Genomic DNA, 14,624 nt, shown 5'->3' with positions numbered 1-14,624 from the left:
CGGTTAGCCGCCCTAATTTGGAATTTATGCATGAGTGAATTTAAGCAAATATTAACGCTAGATAAAGACGTTCAAAATGCCATGCTTGCCGATGCAAATGGCTTGTTAGCACAGCTTTCTGCTGAAGAACGTGTTTTGTGGGCGTTAGAAAATTTACCAAGCACACACTTTTTATCATCCAGCTTTGGCATTCAAGCGGCTGTAATGTTACACCTAGTTACATCACAAAAAGCGGATATTCCAGTAGTTTTAACGGATACAGGTTATCTCTTTCCTGAAACTTATCAGTTTATTGATGAGCTTACAGAGCGATTGAAACTCAATCTGAAAGTGTATAAATCTGAAATAAGCCCTGCATGGCAAGAAGCTAAGTTTGGTAAATTATGGGAACAAGGCGAGCAAGGTATTAAACAATACAATACCTTAAATAAAGTTGAACCAATGACACGTGCATTAAAAGAGTTGGATGCTGGTACTTGGTTTAGCGGTTTGCGTCGCCAACAATCATCGACTCGCGCCGACAAGCAAGTGCTTGAAATTAGCCGCGGTACGGTGAAGGTTTATCCAATTATTGATTGGCATAGCCGTGATGTGTATCAGTACTTAACGAAGCACGATTTACCATACCACCCACTGTGGGAGCAAGGTTATGTGTCTATGGGTGATGTGCATACCACACGTAAACTAGAGCCTGGAATGACTGAAGAAGAAACCCGTTTCTTTGGTTTAAATCGTGAATGTGGTTTACACACAGACGGTGGCGGCATTTAAGATCGCTTCGCCAAAAAATGATGTGACACCTTAGGTAAATTATTTTTTGCCAGCCATGCTTGGGTGAGTTGTTCTAACTCACCACTCGCATGCATACTCTCAATTACCCTATCAAATTCATCCCGTAACTGTTTATCTTTGAAAATAATTTTAGAGCCTGAGTTATGTAATACATCTAAGAATGTAAACTCATCAAGTAAACCCAATGGTTTAATATAACGATAAAATTTGAGCCAATCAGCAATCAGGATATCCACTTTATTTGCCAGTAACATTTTGTTGATAGCCAATTGATCACCACTTTCAAAGTATCGGGTGTTTACTTTATTTATCAGTAAATTGTAATTTGCGCCAAAGTTTAAACTTGCACCAGAAAAACTCGCGATTCGAGCTCCTTCTAATTCAAGTATTTGTGTGGCTGCTGCCCACCTGCTCGAACGCCTTAATATTGCGCGGTTATAAAAAAAGAGTCGATATTCAGAGATATAACCTTCACCTAAAAACTCACCTGTCCAATTGATTGCTATGTCTACTCGCCCTTTGTGGTAATAGCGTTTTATCGCCTCATTTGAAACATTTACAAAGGTTGGATTTATCAACATTTTGCTTAGAGCAGACGTTACCAAAAGCTCGTACAAACCTTGTTTATTAGTTTGAATATCGGCTTTGAAATAAGGCACAAAATTACCTGCTGCAACTTTTACATCGCTTGCAGCAACTGAACTACTTAGTAAAAAGCACACTAGGCTTATAAGTCGAATCACACTATTCATAAATACAAGAAGCACTAACTTACTAATAAGTATGGCTGAAAATTATGAAAACGACATTTCGCTACTTTTGTTTTTGTCGTTGCTCTGCGGTCACCCAGATAAACGTGAGGTACATTTTTGTAGGTAGTGAAAGAATAATGCCAAACGCATAACAGCCACCGCCAATCATCATGCCTGTTACTCCCATACTTTGTTCAATATGAGCAACATTAATTAAGTAGTAGCCTAAGCCAATAAGGCACAGGCCAAGCACGATAACAATTTTAAGCAGCGTAATTAGTTTTTTTTCACTCATTGGCATATACCTCTAGCTAAGATATATGCCAGCACAATTAAAAATACTAGCGCTATTAACAGTGAACTAGATATAGATCAATTATCGGCGCTCAACCACTGCAGCTGTCATTCTAGAAATACAGGTAAGCTCTCCCGCTTGGTTGGTAATCTTAACTTCCCAAACCGAGGTGCGTTTGCCTAAATGAATTGCTCTTGCAGTGGCATACACCATCCCCTTACGTGCCGCTTTAATATGGTTTGCATTGATCTCTTGCCCGACACAATAGAATTTATTGGTATCGACCACAAAATTAGCAGCATAACTTGCCACTGTCTCGGCTAGTACGACATTGGCACCACCATGAAGCATACCTATTGGATTGTGATGGTCTGGTGTTACAGGCATACTTGCAACTAGATAATCATCACCAATTTCACATATTTCGATGCCAAGGGTTTTCATTAAACTGCCTTTGCCGTTAAGGCCTTCATCTAACTTGTCGCACAATGCTTTATCAATTGCTTTAAACCAGATCATATTGTTGCTTCTTAATGCTTTAAATTTTTTAGAGTCTCTATTTACAATATCTCACAATTTTAAACAGTTACACACTTATCGCGAGGAAGTTATTTCTTTATGCTGCTGGCAAAAAGAACTCAACTACGATTATGAAAAAACTACTGTCAATTGCGTTATTGATTACCTCCAATACTCTCTTAGCTAACAACACGATTCAACACCAAATCGACTTCGGAATATCCGACCTGTATGATTTTGATAATCACTTCGTAGGTGCAGCTTACACTTATGCATTTGATGACCTCGCAAGTGCCAGTGGCCCCCATAACCTAAAATCATACCTCAACCGTATTAACAGCCTAACAACACGTGCGCTGGTATTAGATGATTTCTATGATGTTGATGTCGGCTACACACATTATTTTGATAATGCATTGGTATTTCGAGGAGGTGCAGAATACGCTCTTGATAACGAATACGACAATCATTACCTAAGACTGAGCGGTGAGCTTGGCAATAATATTACTGACAATCTGCAACTGGGTGTAGGTGCAACTTACTTATACCGTAATGAAACCGATTATTTCGGTAATGAGGATTCTAGTAACAATTGGCGCCTAACGCCTTATGTTCGCTATACAAAAATAACCCAAGGGCAAGGTTGGGATTTTGTGTTTAAGCAAATTTCAGGAAAAGCAAACTACTATCAAGGGCGTGCTGATTATTACTTCAGTGATAATTGGTTTATTGGAATTCAAGCGCTTGCACAAACAAATGACTTTGATAACAACAACGTTGAAGTGCAAACTCAGTATTGGTTTAACCCACACTTTTCATTTAGTTTTGGCTTAGGAGCTGGCCTTGGTGATGATGATTCAGGACTTGATTCAGTCACTTTATTACTTACTTCGCGCTTCTAAAAAAGCGCATGATTGCTCATGCGCATTCAGAGTAATACTAGTTATTTGCAAAACGATCGTATTGTTTCGGCAACGTGTGTTGTTTTTCTTTTGCACTAATATACACAGTGTTTTCAACTGCTTCCCAAGAACCTGTTACTGGGTTTATTTCCCAACTTGTGTGCGTCTCAAGCTCAGTAATCGGTGTATAAGTCACATCCATTGTTGTGTTGCATCCAACTAACGATAATGCTGAAGCAGCTACTGCAATTGAAATTAGTTTTTTCATAAATCCTCCCGCTTTCATTGCCGACAAGCATATTGTCATTCTGCTTTATATAAGTCTTTTATTGATAAGCGGTTTATTTAGATGTTTAGCGGTAATGAATTTTAATTCAGCGATCTCAGGTCTTATTTATTACGTAGTAAATAACTTTAACAAGGCAGCAATATGAACTACTTAATTTGTGTCAGCTTGTTTTTTTTAAGCTTTACCAATTTGACCCATGCCGCAACAGCGCAGACCAATCATGTGGACTCAATTGTGTTGGGTTCGGGTTGTTTTTGGGGTGCAGAAAAACGCTATCAAGCGCTAAACGGGGTAATTGACGCTGTAAGTGGATATGCTGATGGCAACGGCTTTAAGGCAAGCTACCGAAATATCATCAAAAAGAGTAATAAATATAATCCTAACAACTATGCCGAAGTCGTAAAGGTGACTTTCAATCGTAATCAAATTAGCCTTGAGCAAATATTACAACATTTTTACGAGCACCATGACCCTACTCAGCTCAACCGTCAAGGTAACGATGTCGGCACACAATATCGCTCAACTATTTTATATAACTCAGAGCGACAAAAAACGCTCGCAATGGCTGTCACTAAACAATTCCAATCTCTATTGAATCAAGCTGGTTTCGGCAAAATAGCCACCAGCATTAAGCCACTTGATACCTTTTATGCGGCAGAAGAATATCACCAAGATTACCTAGCCAAAAATCCTAATGGCTACTGCCCTGATTTGCGAACTGGTGTGACATTTAACCAACAAACTATCGCTAAACTTGATAACAGTGCGCTGTTAAAAGGTAAACAAATTTTGGTCATTGATGCCCCATTCTGCCCTTACTGTGAAAAATTTAAAGCTGAGACAGCAAAAGGGTATGCTGGCTCAATTCCGCTTACGTTTAGAACGGCGAATCAACTTCACGATCTCACAATTAAAACGCCAACCTGGGCAACCCCCACCATTATTTTGTTAGAGCAAGGCAAAGAAGTTTTTGCACGCCAAGGTTATGTATCTCGTGATGAGTTTTACAAGATAGTGGGAGCATTTAAACTAGGTAAAGGCGAAGCGTTTAATGTCGCATTCAATAAGGGTACAGATAATCGCTATTGCAAACAGTATGAGATTTTTAAAAATACACCCGATGGTATTTTTATCGATAAGCTCAGTGGCGCAGCGTTATTTGATACGCGCGACCGTTTTAATTCTGGCAGTGGCTGGCTTTCGTTTACCAAACCAGTCAAAGGCGCAGTCTACGAAAAACCTGATCACAGTTTTGGCATGGTACGCACTGAAATTCGTGCGGTTGAATCTGATATTCATTTGGGCCATGTGTTTGATGATGGCCCAAATGGTCAGTTGCGTTACTGTATTAACGCTACGGTATTAGAGTTTGTGCCACGCAGTTAACTTGAATAGTTAGCTTATGCCAACCACATTATCGCCACAACTATATGAAATTATTTGACTAAGCTCTTGGTAACTCAAACTACTTTGCTGTTGCAGTTCATTAAAAAAGTGCTGGATTGCAACCAGCGACTTTTTCGTTTGTAGACCACCATCCACTATTTTGTGTGCACGCAAATAGCTTTCACAATCTCGCGATAGCAAAAAAGTATCTTTACCGAGTACACGCAGCGCATAAGGCCCTGTGTTTCCTCCTAAGCGTGCACCATGCTTTTTAAGATATTGCCAAAGGCCAACAATATCGTTACTTGGCCAATCAGCTATAAACTGGCTAAAACTACCATGTTGGCCTGCGATTTCATGGATCATATAGGCATTGGCCTGCACCGTTTGTACTTTTTTATAATTACGTACAATGCGCTCATCACTGGCGGCTTTTTCTTGCTGTTCTGGTGACATCATCAGTAATGCCTCAACATCAAAACGCCAAAAAACCTCTTCAAAACCTGGCCATTTTTTCTCGATTACAGACCAATAAAAGCCACTTTGAAATATCTTTTTTGTGAACTCGGATAACCAAGCTGAATCAGGCAGTTTAGCTAATTCTTTATCACTGAGCGGCTTTGATAGCAGCATTTCAAGGCGTGTTTCGCCACCTTTTCGATCTACTGCACGCATATATATATCGTTAAATTTTTCCATAACTCACTAGCTATCATAAATTTTATTAAGCTTAACTCCTCTGTAAATTAAGAAGCAAGAGCGACGCCAAAGAAATGAGCACCGCTTGCACTAAAAAAGTGCAACAATGACGATTTTCAAATTCTGCAATCTATTCAAATTTTAATTTTTGAATAGATTCAATAGGTTAAATAATGTAATAATTTGGCACGTTAGATGAATAGCGAGGTTGGATTATTTATAGAAGACCTTTTATGCACATTAAAATTGATGATTTATCCAGCCCAAATGTCATTGCGCTTTTACAAGAACATTTAGATGACATGTATGCCACTTCACCTGCCGAAAGCGTTCATGCGCTTGACCTTAACGCACTTAAACAAAGCGATATAACATTTTTTAGTGCATGGCGAGGCGATAGCCTATTAGGCTGTATTGCAATAAAGCATCACAACACAACATTCGCAGAAATAAAATCAATGCGCACAGCAAAACAGGCTCGTGGCCAAGGTGTTGCATCAAGATTACTGCAACATGTTATTGAGCTTGCCATAGCAAAGCACTATCAAGTGTTATCACTTGAAACAGGCACGCAAGACTATTTTCAAGCTGCCCGCAACCTTTATACTAAATTTGGCTTTAAAGAATGCGGCCCTTTTGCAGACTACCAAGCGGATCCCAACAGTACATTTATGACACTACCACTAAAAGCAGTTGCCTAGCTGATTGAGTTGTTGTTGCGATATAAAACTATTGGCGTGCGCATTACAAATAAGCACAATGCTGATTTGTGGTAAATCCGGCAATTGCTCGTTGCAAAGCTCAACCAAATCACCTTTACTAAGGCTTGCCATTGCACCAATTGCAAGCCCTTCTTTTACTAAGCTATGCATTGCAGCGACACTACCGCTCATCGCAATCAATTTAAATTGCCGCGCTTGTTTATGCAGCCCTTCTATTGCAGCATGATGAAACCGACAATCTTGTTGAAATGTCACCAAAGGCAAGGGGGTTTGCTTTGCTAATTGAGTATCACCATTACATACCCATACACCGCGGTCTTTGGCAATAAGTAAACCTTCTTCACTATCGAAAGAGCGCGTTACTATGCCTACATCGAGTTCACCACTATCAAGCTGCTGACGAATAACATTACTTGGTAGGCAGCGAATTTGTAAGTCTAAGTCCGGCCATAAACTATGCATATTGCGAACTACTTTAGGTAATATGGTATTTGCATAGTCATCAGGGCAGCCTAGCCGAATACGCAGCTTAGTATTATGCGATTTAATTGCATTTAGGGTGCTATCGTAATGAGTTATAAGTTGCTTCGCGTATCCAACAAGTTGATGCCCTTCTTTAGATAACATTAGGTTGCGACCGCTTTTTTCAAACAAGGTTTTTCCTAAATCTTGTTCTAATTTCTTCATCTGCATACTCACAGCTGACTGGGTGCGATTAACCTGTTTTGCAGCGCGGGTAATACTGCCCGTTTCTACAAACGCCAGTAAACTTTTAAGTGCATCAATTTCCATAACACATCAATTAATCTGATAGATAGTATAAGAATTATGCGCTATTCAGATGTTAAATAACACTATACATTTGGCGTTATACCGTAAAATAAACACTTGAGCATAAAACACTATGGATTTATATATCGCCAATAAAAACTACTCTACTTGGTCTTTAAGAGCTTGGATTTTATTAAAGAAATTCAACTTGGATTTTAATGAACACAACTTAAAATTAGAGACTGATGACTTCACTAAAACCCTTAGCAATATTGCGCCAATTGCCAAAGTTCCAGTCTTAATTGATAACAGCATTACGGTGTGGGATTCACTGGCGATATGCGAATACATCAATGAAACTTATTTATCAAATCAAGGTTGGCCAACTGACCCTTGGCACCGTGCAAAAGCGCGTGCTTTGGCAGCTGAAATGCATTCAGGGTTTAATTCACTACGTAATCAATTACCCATGAATATTCGTGCTAAACGCAAAGTAGCGCTAACACAACAAAGCCTTGCTGATATTGCACGCATTGAGCAAATATTTAGTGAGCAACATGCACAATTTGAACAACAAGGTGGCTGGTTATTTGGTGAGTGGGGTATTGTTGATGCCATGTATGCACCTGTAGCACTGCGTTTCAAAACCTATGGTATTTCGCTTAACGCATCTGCCACTGCGTATATGGAAAAGGTATTGAGTTGTGAAGTACTTGCCGAGTGGATTACTGACGCATTAAAGGAAACAGAGATTGTTGCCATGGATGAAGCTGGAGAAGAACTTTAGCAAAATAAAAGGGGCTAAAAGCCCCTTATTGATATTACTTATTAAGTAGATCTAAGAAGAAGGCATATTCAAGCGCAGTGTCGTTGATGCGCTTAAAGCGACCAGACGAACCGCCATGTCCTGCTTCCATATCTGTTTTGAATAACAACAGATTATTATCTGTTTTATATTCACGCAGCTTTGCTACCCATTTCATTGGTTCAAAGTATTGTACCTGTGAATCATGTAGACCAGTTGTAACCAATAAGTTTGGATAGGCTTGACGCTTAACTTGATCATAAGGAGAGTAACTTAGCATATAGTCATAATACACTTTGTCATTTGGATTTCCCCACTCATCATACTCATTTGTTGTTAGCGGAATCGATTCATCTAACATCGTAGTTACCACATCTACAAACGGTACATGTGCAGCTACTCCTCGGTATAACTCAGGTGCCTGATTGATTACTGCACCCATTAATAAACCGCCAGCACTACCACCTACCGCAAATACTTTATCTTTTGCGCCATAGCCTTGTGCTACAAGCGATTTAGTTACATCAACAAAGTCATTAAAGGTATTTTTCTTAGTTAACTTTTTACCATCGTCATACCAAGGGCGGCCTAACATTTCAGAACCTCGAATATGCGCAATAGCATAAACAAAACCACGATCAAGTAAGCTTAAACGTGATGATGAAAATATCGGATCAAACGTTGCACCATACGAGCCATAACCATATTGGTAAAGTGGATTCGTGCCATCTTTTTTGAACTTATCTTTACGGTAAACCAATGAAACAGGTACTTTTTTACCATCACGCGCCGTAACCATAATACGCTCAGAGACATAATTATCAGTATTAAAGTCACCAAGTACTTTTTGCTCTTTCAATACGGTTTTATCACCACTTTCTAATGAAAACTCAAGAACACTAATCGGTGTTGTCATACTTGCATAATAAAGTCGAACTTTTGGGTTATCTAGTTCATGATTGCCAGACAAACTTGAAGCAAATGCCACATCTTTAAACTTCAACTCAGTTTCTTTTCCAGAATTTAATTCGCGAACTTTGTAACGTATCAATCCGTTTTCACGCTCTTGATAAACTAAGTGATTATTGAACAGCTCAATATCTTCAAGTTTAACGTTATCGCGTGCTGGAATAACTTCCTGCCACTTTGTTTTATCACCAATATTTGCTGCATCTACTTTCATTAAACGAAAGTTCACCGCGTTTAAATTGGTTTTTATATAGAAGTCATTATTAAGCTTAGCAATACTGTACTCATGTTTTGCTTCACGTGGGATAAAACGTGTTGGTGTTGCTTTTACATCATTAGCGTTAAGTATTGAAACGCCACTCGCTTCGGTACTTGAGTGATGGATATATACTAACTGACCATCTTTGCTTTTGCTGATGTAAGTGTAATAAGCCTTATTTTGTTCTTCGTAGACTAATTCGTCCTGTCTTTGTTCTGTACCAAGTACATGGCGATAAACTTGGTAACCAAGTAAAGTTTGAGGGTCTTTTTTAATGTAGTAGAAAAACTGATTGTTGTTACCCCAAACCACATCACCTTCGGTGTCTTTGATTTCGTCTTTTAAATATTCACCCGTTTCAAGATTTTTAATTCGGATGGTATAGATACGGCGACTAACTGTATCTTCGCCATAGGCTAACAATTTGCTATCTGGGCTTGCAGATAAGCCTGACACACTAAAATATTCGTGCTTTTTTGCTAACTCATTTACATCGAGAAGCACTTCTTTATTGGTACCAGCTAAATCTTTTGCACGTGTGTAGATGCGGTATTCATTATCCCCACTTACTTCACTTCCGTAAAAGTAATCGCCTTTTTTTACTGGTACAGATTGGTCATCTTTTACAATACGCCCTTTGATTTCATCAAATAACTGCGATTGAAGGCTTTCCGTATGCTTTAATTGCTGTTCTGTGTAGCTATTTTCAGCTGCTAAATGCGCAAGAATTTCTGGGTCTTGACGCTTATCGTCACGCATCCAATAATAGTTATCTACACGGGTGTGACCATGTTGCGTCATCTTAAATGGTACTTTTTTTGCGATAGGTGCAACTAAGCTCTCTTCCTTAGAAGAAACTGTATTATCAGCAGATGAGCATGCTGCAAGTACAGATGCAGCCACTAAACCCAATGCGAGAGATTTGATTATTTTCATTGTTTATCCTTTTCCTGTTACCTACTTATGCTATATCAGCAATTTATAGATAACTATCCCTTTACGTAACCAAATGTTAATGCTAATTCAGTATATTTTCTTTAAACCAGTCCCAAATACCAAGAGAAAAGCTAGGAAACAGATCGACACCTAATGCAGACTTGATTAGATATAAAACAAGCAATCCCATCATCGAACAAAAAATAAGAAAAGTAGTAAGTAATGCAGACTGAATAAGCAAGCCCATTCTCTTTTCAGCTCTTGTAAGTTCTCGACGGTTTCGACCTGCGACAAAAACATAATAATATCGATATGAAAAAAATGAGATAGTGCTACGAAAATCAATTTTATGCTTGCCCCAACTACGTGCACCTAAGGCAACACGTAAATTTGCAAGCTGTTCTTCGGTAAAACTATGTTGTACTGATTCTGGCATTCTACTTAGCAAACTTGCTATTGTTGGGTCTTCTCTAAGCGTTTTTCTCACTTGGGTATTTTCTTTTTCCAAATCGTGATCTAATTGATGCATCGTGCACTACCCTAAATTGTTAATCCATTCACTCATAACGACATGCGTTTTAATTTTTACAATGTCTGGTTCAGCGTCTAAATACTCTCTGATTTCATGTAAGCGTTGCATTGAGTCCGTTTGCACAAACACTAATAAGTCCATGTCTCCCGTAATGCCATGACAAGTGAGTACCTCAGGAATGACTTGAAATACCTTTACGATGTTTGAACAACGCGCACACTGATGCTGTATTTCAAAATATGCAGACACCCCTACTTTTTGTGATTCGCTAAGTAGTACCTGATAACCACGGATTTGTCCGTTTCGTTCTAACTTTTTAATCCGCTCTGTAACTGCAGAACGCGACAAGTTAACAGCATCAGCGATAGCTGAAACACTTTGCCTAGCATTGATCTTTAGCTGGGCAATAATCGCCTGATCAAATTTATCCATTTGCATACTTATTACTCATAACAATCAAAAATTTTGTTATAAACGCTAAAACCGTCATTTTAACGGTATATCTACCGAATTGCCTAGTAACAACATCAGTTTGTATTTAAGAACATTCTTATACTGTTGCAATCAATCCCCCTCTCACATAAACACTATGAGCTTAAATAATAATGGTATAGGACGCTGGCAAGGTGCTGGCATGATGGCGACAACATTACTCGGAACAGGCGTGTTTATTCTGCCGCAATTGACCGTCGAAATGTCGGGTAGTAACGCAATATTCGCTTGGCTATTATTGACGATTGGACTGCTGCCTATGACCTACATCTTTGGCAAACTCTCATCCATTCACCCCCATTCACGAGGACCTGCTTATTTTGTGGAAAAAGCGTTTGGCGAAACAGCAGGACGCGTGATTGGCTTAATGTTTTTATTGGTAGTTCCGATAGGCACACCTGCAGCTGTCATTATGACATTTCAATTTGTACAGGGCATGATTGCCATCGATGGGTTTCACTTATTGATTGCGGAATTAAGTGCGTTAGCAGGTTTATATTTGTTAAACCGAAAAGGCATTCATGTTTCGGCAAAATTACAATTTTTACTTACTTTATTTATCGTCGCCATCGTTATGGCGTTATTTGTATCGAGCACAGGTCAACCTAACGGAATTAATCCAACTTTTGATAGCTTTGAACACAATGCTGTTTTCCAGGCCGCAGGCTTAGCTTTCTGGAGCTTTTTAGGTGTAGAAGCTATGTCTCATCTAGCGAATGAATTTAAACGCCCTAATAAAGACGTGATACCAGCCATGATCATCGGCAGTGTGCTTGTTGGCATGATTTATATTGCTTCAACATTGTTAGTATTAAATCATCCAAGCGATGCCACACTCGCTATGGTTGGCGTTTTTGATACGTACTTTAGTGGCGGTAGTTATATTGTTGGCATATTAGGTGTTGCAGGTGGTCTTGCAACAATCAATGTCTACACCGCCAGCTTAGCCAAACTGGTTGCCAGTTTTGCCGAGCAAGGTGTGTTGCCTCGTGTGCTATCACACTCAAATCAACAAAACGTGCCACACAGAGCGCTATCAACAGTATTAAGCATTATGGCCTTAGTGCTGGTGATAACCCATTTTACAGGACAAGATTTAGAAGATTTAATTAATTGGGTAAATGGTGTTTTTGCTGTGATATACCTAGCAACAATGGCATCAGCATGGGTACTTTTAACCAGTAAACATCGACTTTCAATTATGCTCGGGTTTTTAGCATGTTTTGGGCTGGTATTTGGTATAGGTCCACATATGGTTTATGCCATTTTATTAATCGCCATTTTACTACCTATTGTAAAATGGCAAAAAAGAAAGCTTGTGCTTAAACAGCAACTTAATAAGTTAGCTTAAAGCATAGATAAATTACTGTGTTTCACGGTGCCATCTTTTTTCCAAAAAACTAAAGCTGGCACTTGAACCTCCCATACTTCATTTGCATTCCAAACGTATGGAGGTTGATATCGCTGAGTAAAGACCACTTCATCTATGCCTGAATTTTCTCGGGTTGATTCAAAATAAATGTTAGTGCTGCGAACAACCAACACTTCTGTTTGACTAAGCGATTGAATATGGTTGCGTGTAATTTGTTTTACGTAAGGTTCTTCTGGGTTTTTCGGAAATAAAGAACAAACAATGCCTTTTTCAATTTGCTCCGTTTCATGCGAAATAAAGTAAATACCACTACCAAGAGGAAAGCGCCCCACCATTCTTAAAAACAGTGCGCAAAAATTAGCATTGTATTCTCCATGCTTCATGCCTTCTTTAAGAATGTCGTAGGCACGATACATATTACGGTAATCATATTCTTCTTTGGTTGATAACATAAATGACGCATAAACCATTGGAATACGCATTAAATCGCGTAATTCAGGTCCTTGATTATCAAAATCAAGCAGCTGAGTCATAAACTCAAGCTTGGCATTCTCAATTGTGAAGAATTCGTCACGCTCTTCTTTTTTATCAAAACGCCTTTGCGGCAATCCTACACCTTGGCGCAGATAAAGATACGAATTGCGCTTTATACCAGACAGCAACTTATTACGCTCTTCAACATCTAATAAACGAAAACGATTTCCTTGATATATAGCTTCAGCATGTGGAGCATATGAACCAATATGACGTAGTAAAGTCGCTTTAACAATTGGTTTCAAAACCTCCTCACGATAAGCCATTTTCTGCTCTTTAGTAAAAGGCTTATAATCATGACGCTGCATTAAACTTACTTTGTCATCGCCAATAATGTCGATTAATGCTTGTTTTAAGTAAGGTGATTTAAACTCATTAAATAATCGTGTTTCTTCAAACAGGGCGACAGTTAAAGCAGTTATATAAATCGGCTTATTTTTTTCATTGCGGATGCAGCGAACGGTTTCATTAGGTAAAGGAGTTGATAACACCATAGTACCTAAGAACTGGCTAAATATTTTCGGACCATCAAGTAGATCAAGGATATTATCAATTAACTTTTCTAACGCAATATAACGCTCGCCCCGCGCTTTTAAGCGCTCAGCAGCTATTTGCTTAATTCGATATTCACCTTCATCAATTTTCTGATGTAGTTTCTCAAGGTAGCGTTGTGCCGAACGCTGCCCTTTAATGATCGGTAACTTGCCTTTCTCTTTTTTGTAATTTTCTACAATATCAATATGCTCTTGATAGGCAGCACTTTTCTTATTGATCTGTGCCAACTCAGTTTCATATTCATAATGCTTTTCAAAAAATAACGAAGCTTCTTCCAGCATCTTACGATAATCGAATTGGAATTCTGATATTTTCTTTGAGATTGCGCTCGCCATATTTGGGATAGCAGACAATCTATCTGTTTGATACTGAATAAAGCGTTTCATATTCTTATTATTTAATTCTAAACAATACTTACGTGAGTGCTAACAAAGTAAAAGATACTCTATATCGGCACAAAAAAGACAATTATTACAACAAAGGCAGAAAATGTTAATCAGCGAAAAGCCTGAGTAAACAACCTATAAACAATCCAATACTACTATATTACGTTAATAAGACATAAGAAAAACGGATTTTTCCATCCGACTATATCCAACAAAAATGTATATAAAACTGTTCAACTAACTGAATACAGTGAAAGCTCTCAACACCTTTCGACATGTGAACACAACACATCACCTCAAACGCTATGTATTAATAAAGTATGTGAGTTAGTGGAAAGAGCACATTAGCGTTAAATTCTAAACAGAACATTATTATCGACCCAAACGCCATCTTTTCGCCTCAAGAACAAGTGGAAATAGCTTAGATTCAGGATTCAGGATTCAGGATTCAGGATTCAGGATTCAGGATTCAGGATTCAGGATTCAGGATTCAGGATTCAGGATTCAGGATTCAGCACTATTCTGAAGTCTGGCTGCTTATTTCTAAAATCGTTTAACGCCAAAACGCAAAAAGCCCGCTCATTGAGCGGGCTTTCTACTTAATTAGGAGCTTGGCGATGTTCTACTTTCACATGGGCGAACCCACACTATCATCGA

At 38.7% G+C, this 14,624-nt stretch carries 16 protein-coding genes; 6 read left to right on the top strand and 10 right to left on the bottom strand.

Annotated features, from left to right (window positions below; genetic code table 11):
• The first annotated feature begins 30 nt into the window (after window positions 1-30).
• A complete protein-coding gene (locus tag AAEU29_RS19740) occupies window positions 31-771 on the top strand; it encodes a phosphoadenylyl-sulfate reductase (protein ID WP_421974918.1) in 741 nt (246 codons plus the stop codon).
• Here AAEU29_RS19740 and AAEU29_RS19735 read toward each other — a convergent pair.
• From AAEU29_RS19735 to AAEU29_RS19725, 3 genes are all read right to left on the bottom strand, one after another.
• Window positions 768-1,535 (bottom strand): substrate-binding periplasmic protein, encoded by a 768-nt coding sequence (locus tag AAEU29_RS19735; protein WP_421974917.1) that lies wholly within the window; start codon window positions 1,533-1,535, stop codon window positions 768-770. The two genes, AAEU29_RS19740 and AAEU29_RS19735, sit on opposite strands and share 4 nt — an antisense overlap.
• Before the next feature lie 70 nt (window positions 1,536-1,605).
• Window positions 1,606-1,839: a hypothetical protein gene (locus AAEU29_RS19730; RefSeq protein ID WP_421974916.1), complete on the bottom strand. Its 234-nt coding sequence runs from the start codon at window positions 1,837-1,839 to the stop codon at window positions 1,606-1,608.
• An 81-nt stretch (window positions 1,840-1,920) separates the two neighbouring features.
• Window positions 1,921-2,358: a PaaI family thioesterase gene (locus AAEU29_RS19725; RefSeq protein ID WP_274763063.1), complete on the bottom strand. Its 438-nt coding sequence runs from the start codon at window positions 2,356-2,358 to the stop codon at window positions 1,921-1,923.
• A 131-nt stretch (window positions 2,359-2,489) separates the two neighbouring features.
• Between AAEU29_RS19725 and AAEU29_RS19720 the strand changes: the two genes are divergently transcribed.
• On the top strand, window positions 2,490-3,260 hold the full coding sequence (locus AAEU29_RS19720) for a hypothetical protein (RefSeq protein ID WP_421974915.1): 771 nt from the start codon (window positions 2,490-2,492) through the stop codon (window positions 3,258-3,260).
• 37 nt (window positions 3,261-3,297) lie between these two features.
• Here the strand turns inward: AAEU29_RS19720 and AAEU29_RS19715 are convergent, their stop codons facing one another.
• Window positions 3,298-3,528 carry a hypothetical protein gene (locus AAEU29_RS19715; protein WP_421974914.1) on the bottom strand — a complete coding sequence of 77 codons (231 nt, stop codon included), beginning with the start codon at window positions 3,526-3,528 and terminating at the stop codon, window positions 3,298-3,300.
• Window positions 3,529-3,690: 162 nt separating this feature from the next.
• On the opposite strand from AAEU29_RS19715, the gene msrA reads away from it, so the two are divergent.
• The gene (gene msrA, locus AAEU29_RS19710) at window positions 3,691-4,935 is read left to right on the top strand and encodes a peptide-methionine (S)-S-oxide reductase MsrA (protein ID WP_421974913.1); all 1,245 of its coding nucleotides are present in this window, start codon (window positions 3,691-3,693) and stop codon (window positions 4,933-4,935) included.
• Window positions 4,936-4,944: 9 nt separating this feature from the next.
• Here the strand turns inward: msrA and AAEU29_RS19705 are convergent, their stop codons facing one another.
• A complete protein-coding gene (locus AAEU29_RS19705) occupies window positions 4,945-5,634 on the bottom strand; it encodes a DNA-3-methyladenine glycosylase I (protein WP_421974912.1) in 690 nt (229 codons plus the stop codon).
• 233 nt (window positions 5,635-5,867) lie between these two features.
• Here AAEU29_RS19705 and AAEU29_RS19700 point away from each other — a divergent pair, with 233 nt between their 5' ends.
• On the top strand, window positions 5,868-6,335 hold the full coding sequence (locus AAEU29_RS19700) for a GNAT family N-acetyltransferase (protein WP_421974911.1): 468 nt from the start codon (window positions 5,868-5,870) through the stop codon (window positions 6,333-6,335).
• Here AAEU29_RS19700 and AAEU29_RS19695 read toward each other — a convergent pair.
• Entirely contained in the window at window positions 6,318-7,148 is an 831-nt protein-coding gene (locus AAEU29_RS19695; protein WP_421974910.1) for a LysR family transcriptional regulator, read from the bottom strand. The two genes, AAEU29_RS19700 and AAEU29_RS19695, sit on opposite strands and share 18 nt — an antisense overlap.
• A 112-nt stretch (window positions 7,149-7,260) precedes the next feature.
• On the opposite strand from AAEU29_RS19695, the gene AAEU29_RS19690 reads away from it, so the two are divergent.
• Window positions 7,261-7,914 (top strand): glutathione S-transferase family protein, encoded by a 654-nt coding sequence (locus tag AAEU29_RS19690; RefSeq protein WP_421974909.1) that lies wholly within the window; start codon window positions 7,261-7,263, stop codon window positions 7,912-7,914.
• Window positions 7,915-7,948: 34 nt separating this feature from the next.
• Here AAEU29_RS19690 and AAEU29_RS19685 read toward each other — a convergent pair whose 3' ends face one another.
• The 3 genes from AAEU29_RS19685 to AAEU29_RS19675 all read right to left on the bottom strand — a co-directional run bounded on the left by AAEU29_RS19685 (window position 7,949) and on the right by AAEU29_RS19675 (window position 11,060).
• Window positions 7,949-10,096, bottom strand: coding sequence for a S9 family peptidase (locus AAEU29_RS19685; RefSeq protein WP_421974908.1), 2,148 nt, complete (start codon window positions 10,094-10,096; stop codon window positions 7,949-7,951).
• Between the two features lie 82 nt (window positions 10,097-10,178).
• Complete coding sequence (locus AAEU29_RS19680; RefSeq protein ID WP_421974907.1) at window positions 10,179-10,625, bottom strand: 3-phosphoshikimate 1-carboxyvinyltransferase; 447 nt, start codon at window positions 10,623-10,625, stop codon at window positions 10,179-10,181.
• Window positions 10,626-10,631: 6 nt separating this feature from the next.
• Window positions 10,632-11,060 carry an Lrp/AsnC family transcriptional regulator gene (locus AAEU29_RS19675; RefSeq protein WP_274763073.1) on the bottom strand — a complete coding sequence of 143 codons (429 nt, stop codon included), beginning with the start codon at window positions 11,058-11,060 and terminating at the stop codon, window positions 10,632-10,634.
• Between the two features lie 157 nt (window positions 11,061-11,217).
• On the opposite strand from AAEU29_RS19675, the gene yjeH reads away from it, so the two are divergent.
• Window positions 11,218-12,471 carry an L-methionine/branched-chain amino acid transporter gene (yjeH, locus tag AAEU29_RS19670; RefSeq protein WP_421974906.1) on the top strand — a complete coding sequence of 418 codons (1,254 nt, stop codon included), beginning with the start codon at window positions 11,218-11,220 and terminating at the stop codon, window positions 12,469-12,471.
• Here yjeH and AAEU29_RS19665 read toward each other — a convergent pair.
• A complete protein-coding gene (locus AAEU29_RS19665; RefSeq protein WP_421974905.1) occupies window positions 12,468-13,967 on the bottom strand; it encodes a hypothetical protein in 1,500 nt (499 codons plus the stop codon). The genes yjeH and AAEU29_RS19665 overlap by 4 nt on opposite strands.
• Window positions 13,968-14,624: the final 657 nt, after the last annotated feature.

Source organism: Pseudoalteromonas aquimarina, assembly GCF_049257255.1.
Lineage (GTDB): Bacteria > Pseudomonadota > Gammaproteobacteria > Enterobacterales > Alteromonadaceae > Pseudoalteromonas.
The sequence above is the reverse complement of the archived record's forward strand: the minus strand, read 5'-3'. Positions and strand labels throughout refer to the sequence as shown.

Bases quoted from the DNA above. Each gene is read 5' to 3' on its own strand.
- AAEU29_RS19740 (WP_421974918.1), top strand. From the start codon at position 31: ATGAGTGAATTTAAGCAAATATTAACGCTAGATAAAGACGTTCAAAAT.
- AAEU29_RS19685 (WP_421974908.1), bottom strand. From the start codon at position 10,096: ATGAAAATAATCAAATCTCTCGCATTGGGTTTAGTGGCTGCATCTGTA.
- AAEU29_RS19715 (WP_421974914.1), bottom strand. From the start codon at position 3,528: ATGAAAAAACTAATTTCAATTGCAGTAGCTGCTTCAGCATTATCGTTA.
- AAEU29_RS19665 (WP_421974905.1), bottom strand. From the start codon at position 13,967: ATGAAACGCTTTATTCAGTATCAAACAGATAGATTGTCTGCTATCCCA.
- AAEU29_RS19725 (WP_274763063.1), bottom strand. From the start codon at position 2,358: ATGATCTGGTTTAAAGCAATTGATAAAGCATTGTGCGACAAGTTAGAT.
- AAEU29_RS19705 (WP_421974912.1), bottom strand. From the start codon at position 5,634: ATGGAAAAATTTAACGATATATATATGCGTGCAGTAGATCGAAAAGGT.
- AAEU29_RS19700 (WP_421974911.1), top strand. From the start codon at position 5,868: ATGCACATTAAAATTGATGATTTATCCAGCCCAAATGTCATTGCGCTT.
- yjeH (WP_421974906.1), top strand. From the start codon at position 11,218: ATGAGCTTAAATAATAATGGTATAGGACGCTGGCAAGGTGCTGGCATG.
- AAEU29_RS19680 (WP_421974907.1), bottom strand. From the start codon at position 10,625: ATGCATCAATTAGATCACGATTTGGAAAAAGAAAATACCCAAGTGAGA.
- AAEU29_RS19720 (WP_421974915.1), top strand. From the start codon at position 2,490: ATGAAAAAACTACTGTCAATTGCGTTATTGATTACCTCCAATACTCTC.
- AAEU29_RS19695 (WP_421974910.1), bottom strand. From the start codon at position 7,148: ATGGAAATTGATGCACTTAAAAGTTTACTGGCGTTTGTAGAAACGGGC.
- AAEU29_RS19690 (WP_421974909.1), top strand. From the start codon at position 7,261: ATGGATTTATATATCGCCAATAAAAACTACTCTACTTGGTCTTTAAGA.
- msrA (WP_421974913.1), top strand. From the start codon at position 3,691: ATGAACTACTTAATTTGTGTCAGCTTGTTTTTTTTAAGCTTTACCAAT.
- AAEU29_RS19675 (WP_274763073.1), bottom strand. From the start codon at position 11,060: ATGGATAAATTTGATCAGGCGATTATTGCCCAGCTAAAGATCAATGCT.
- AAEU29_RS19730 (WP_421974916.1), bottom strand. From the start codon at position 1,839: ATGAGTGAAAAAAAACTAATTACGCTGCTTAAAATTGTTATCGTGCTT.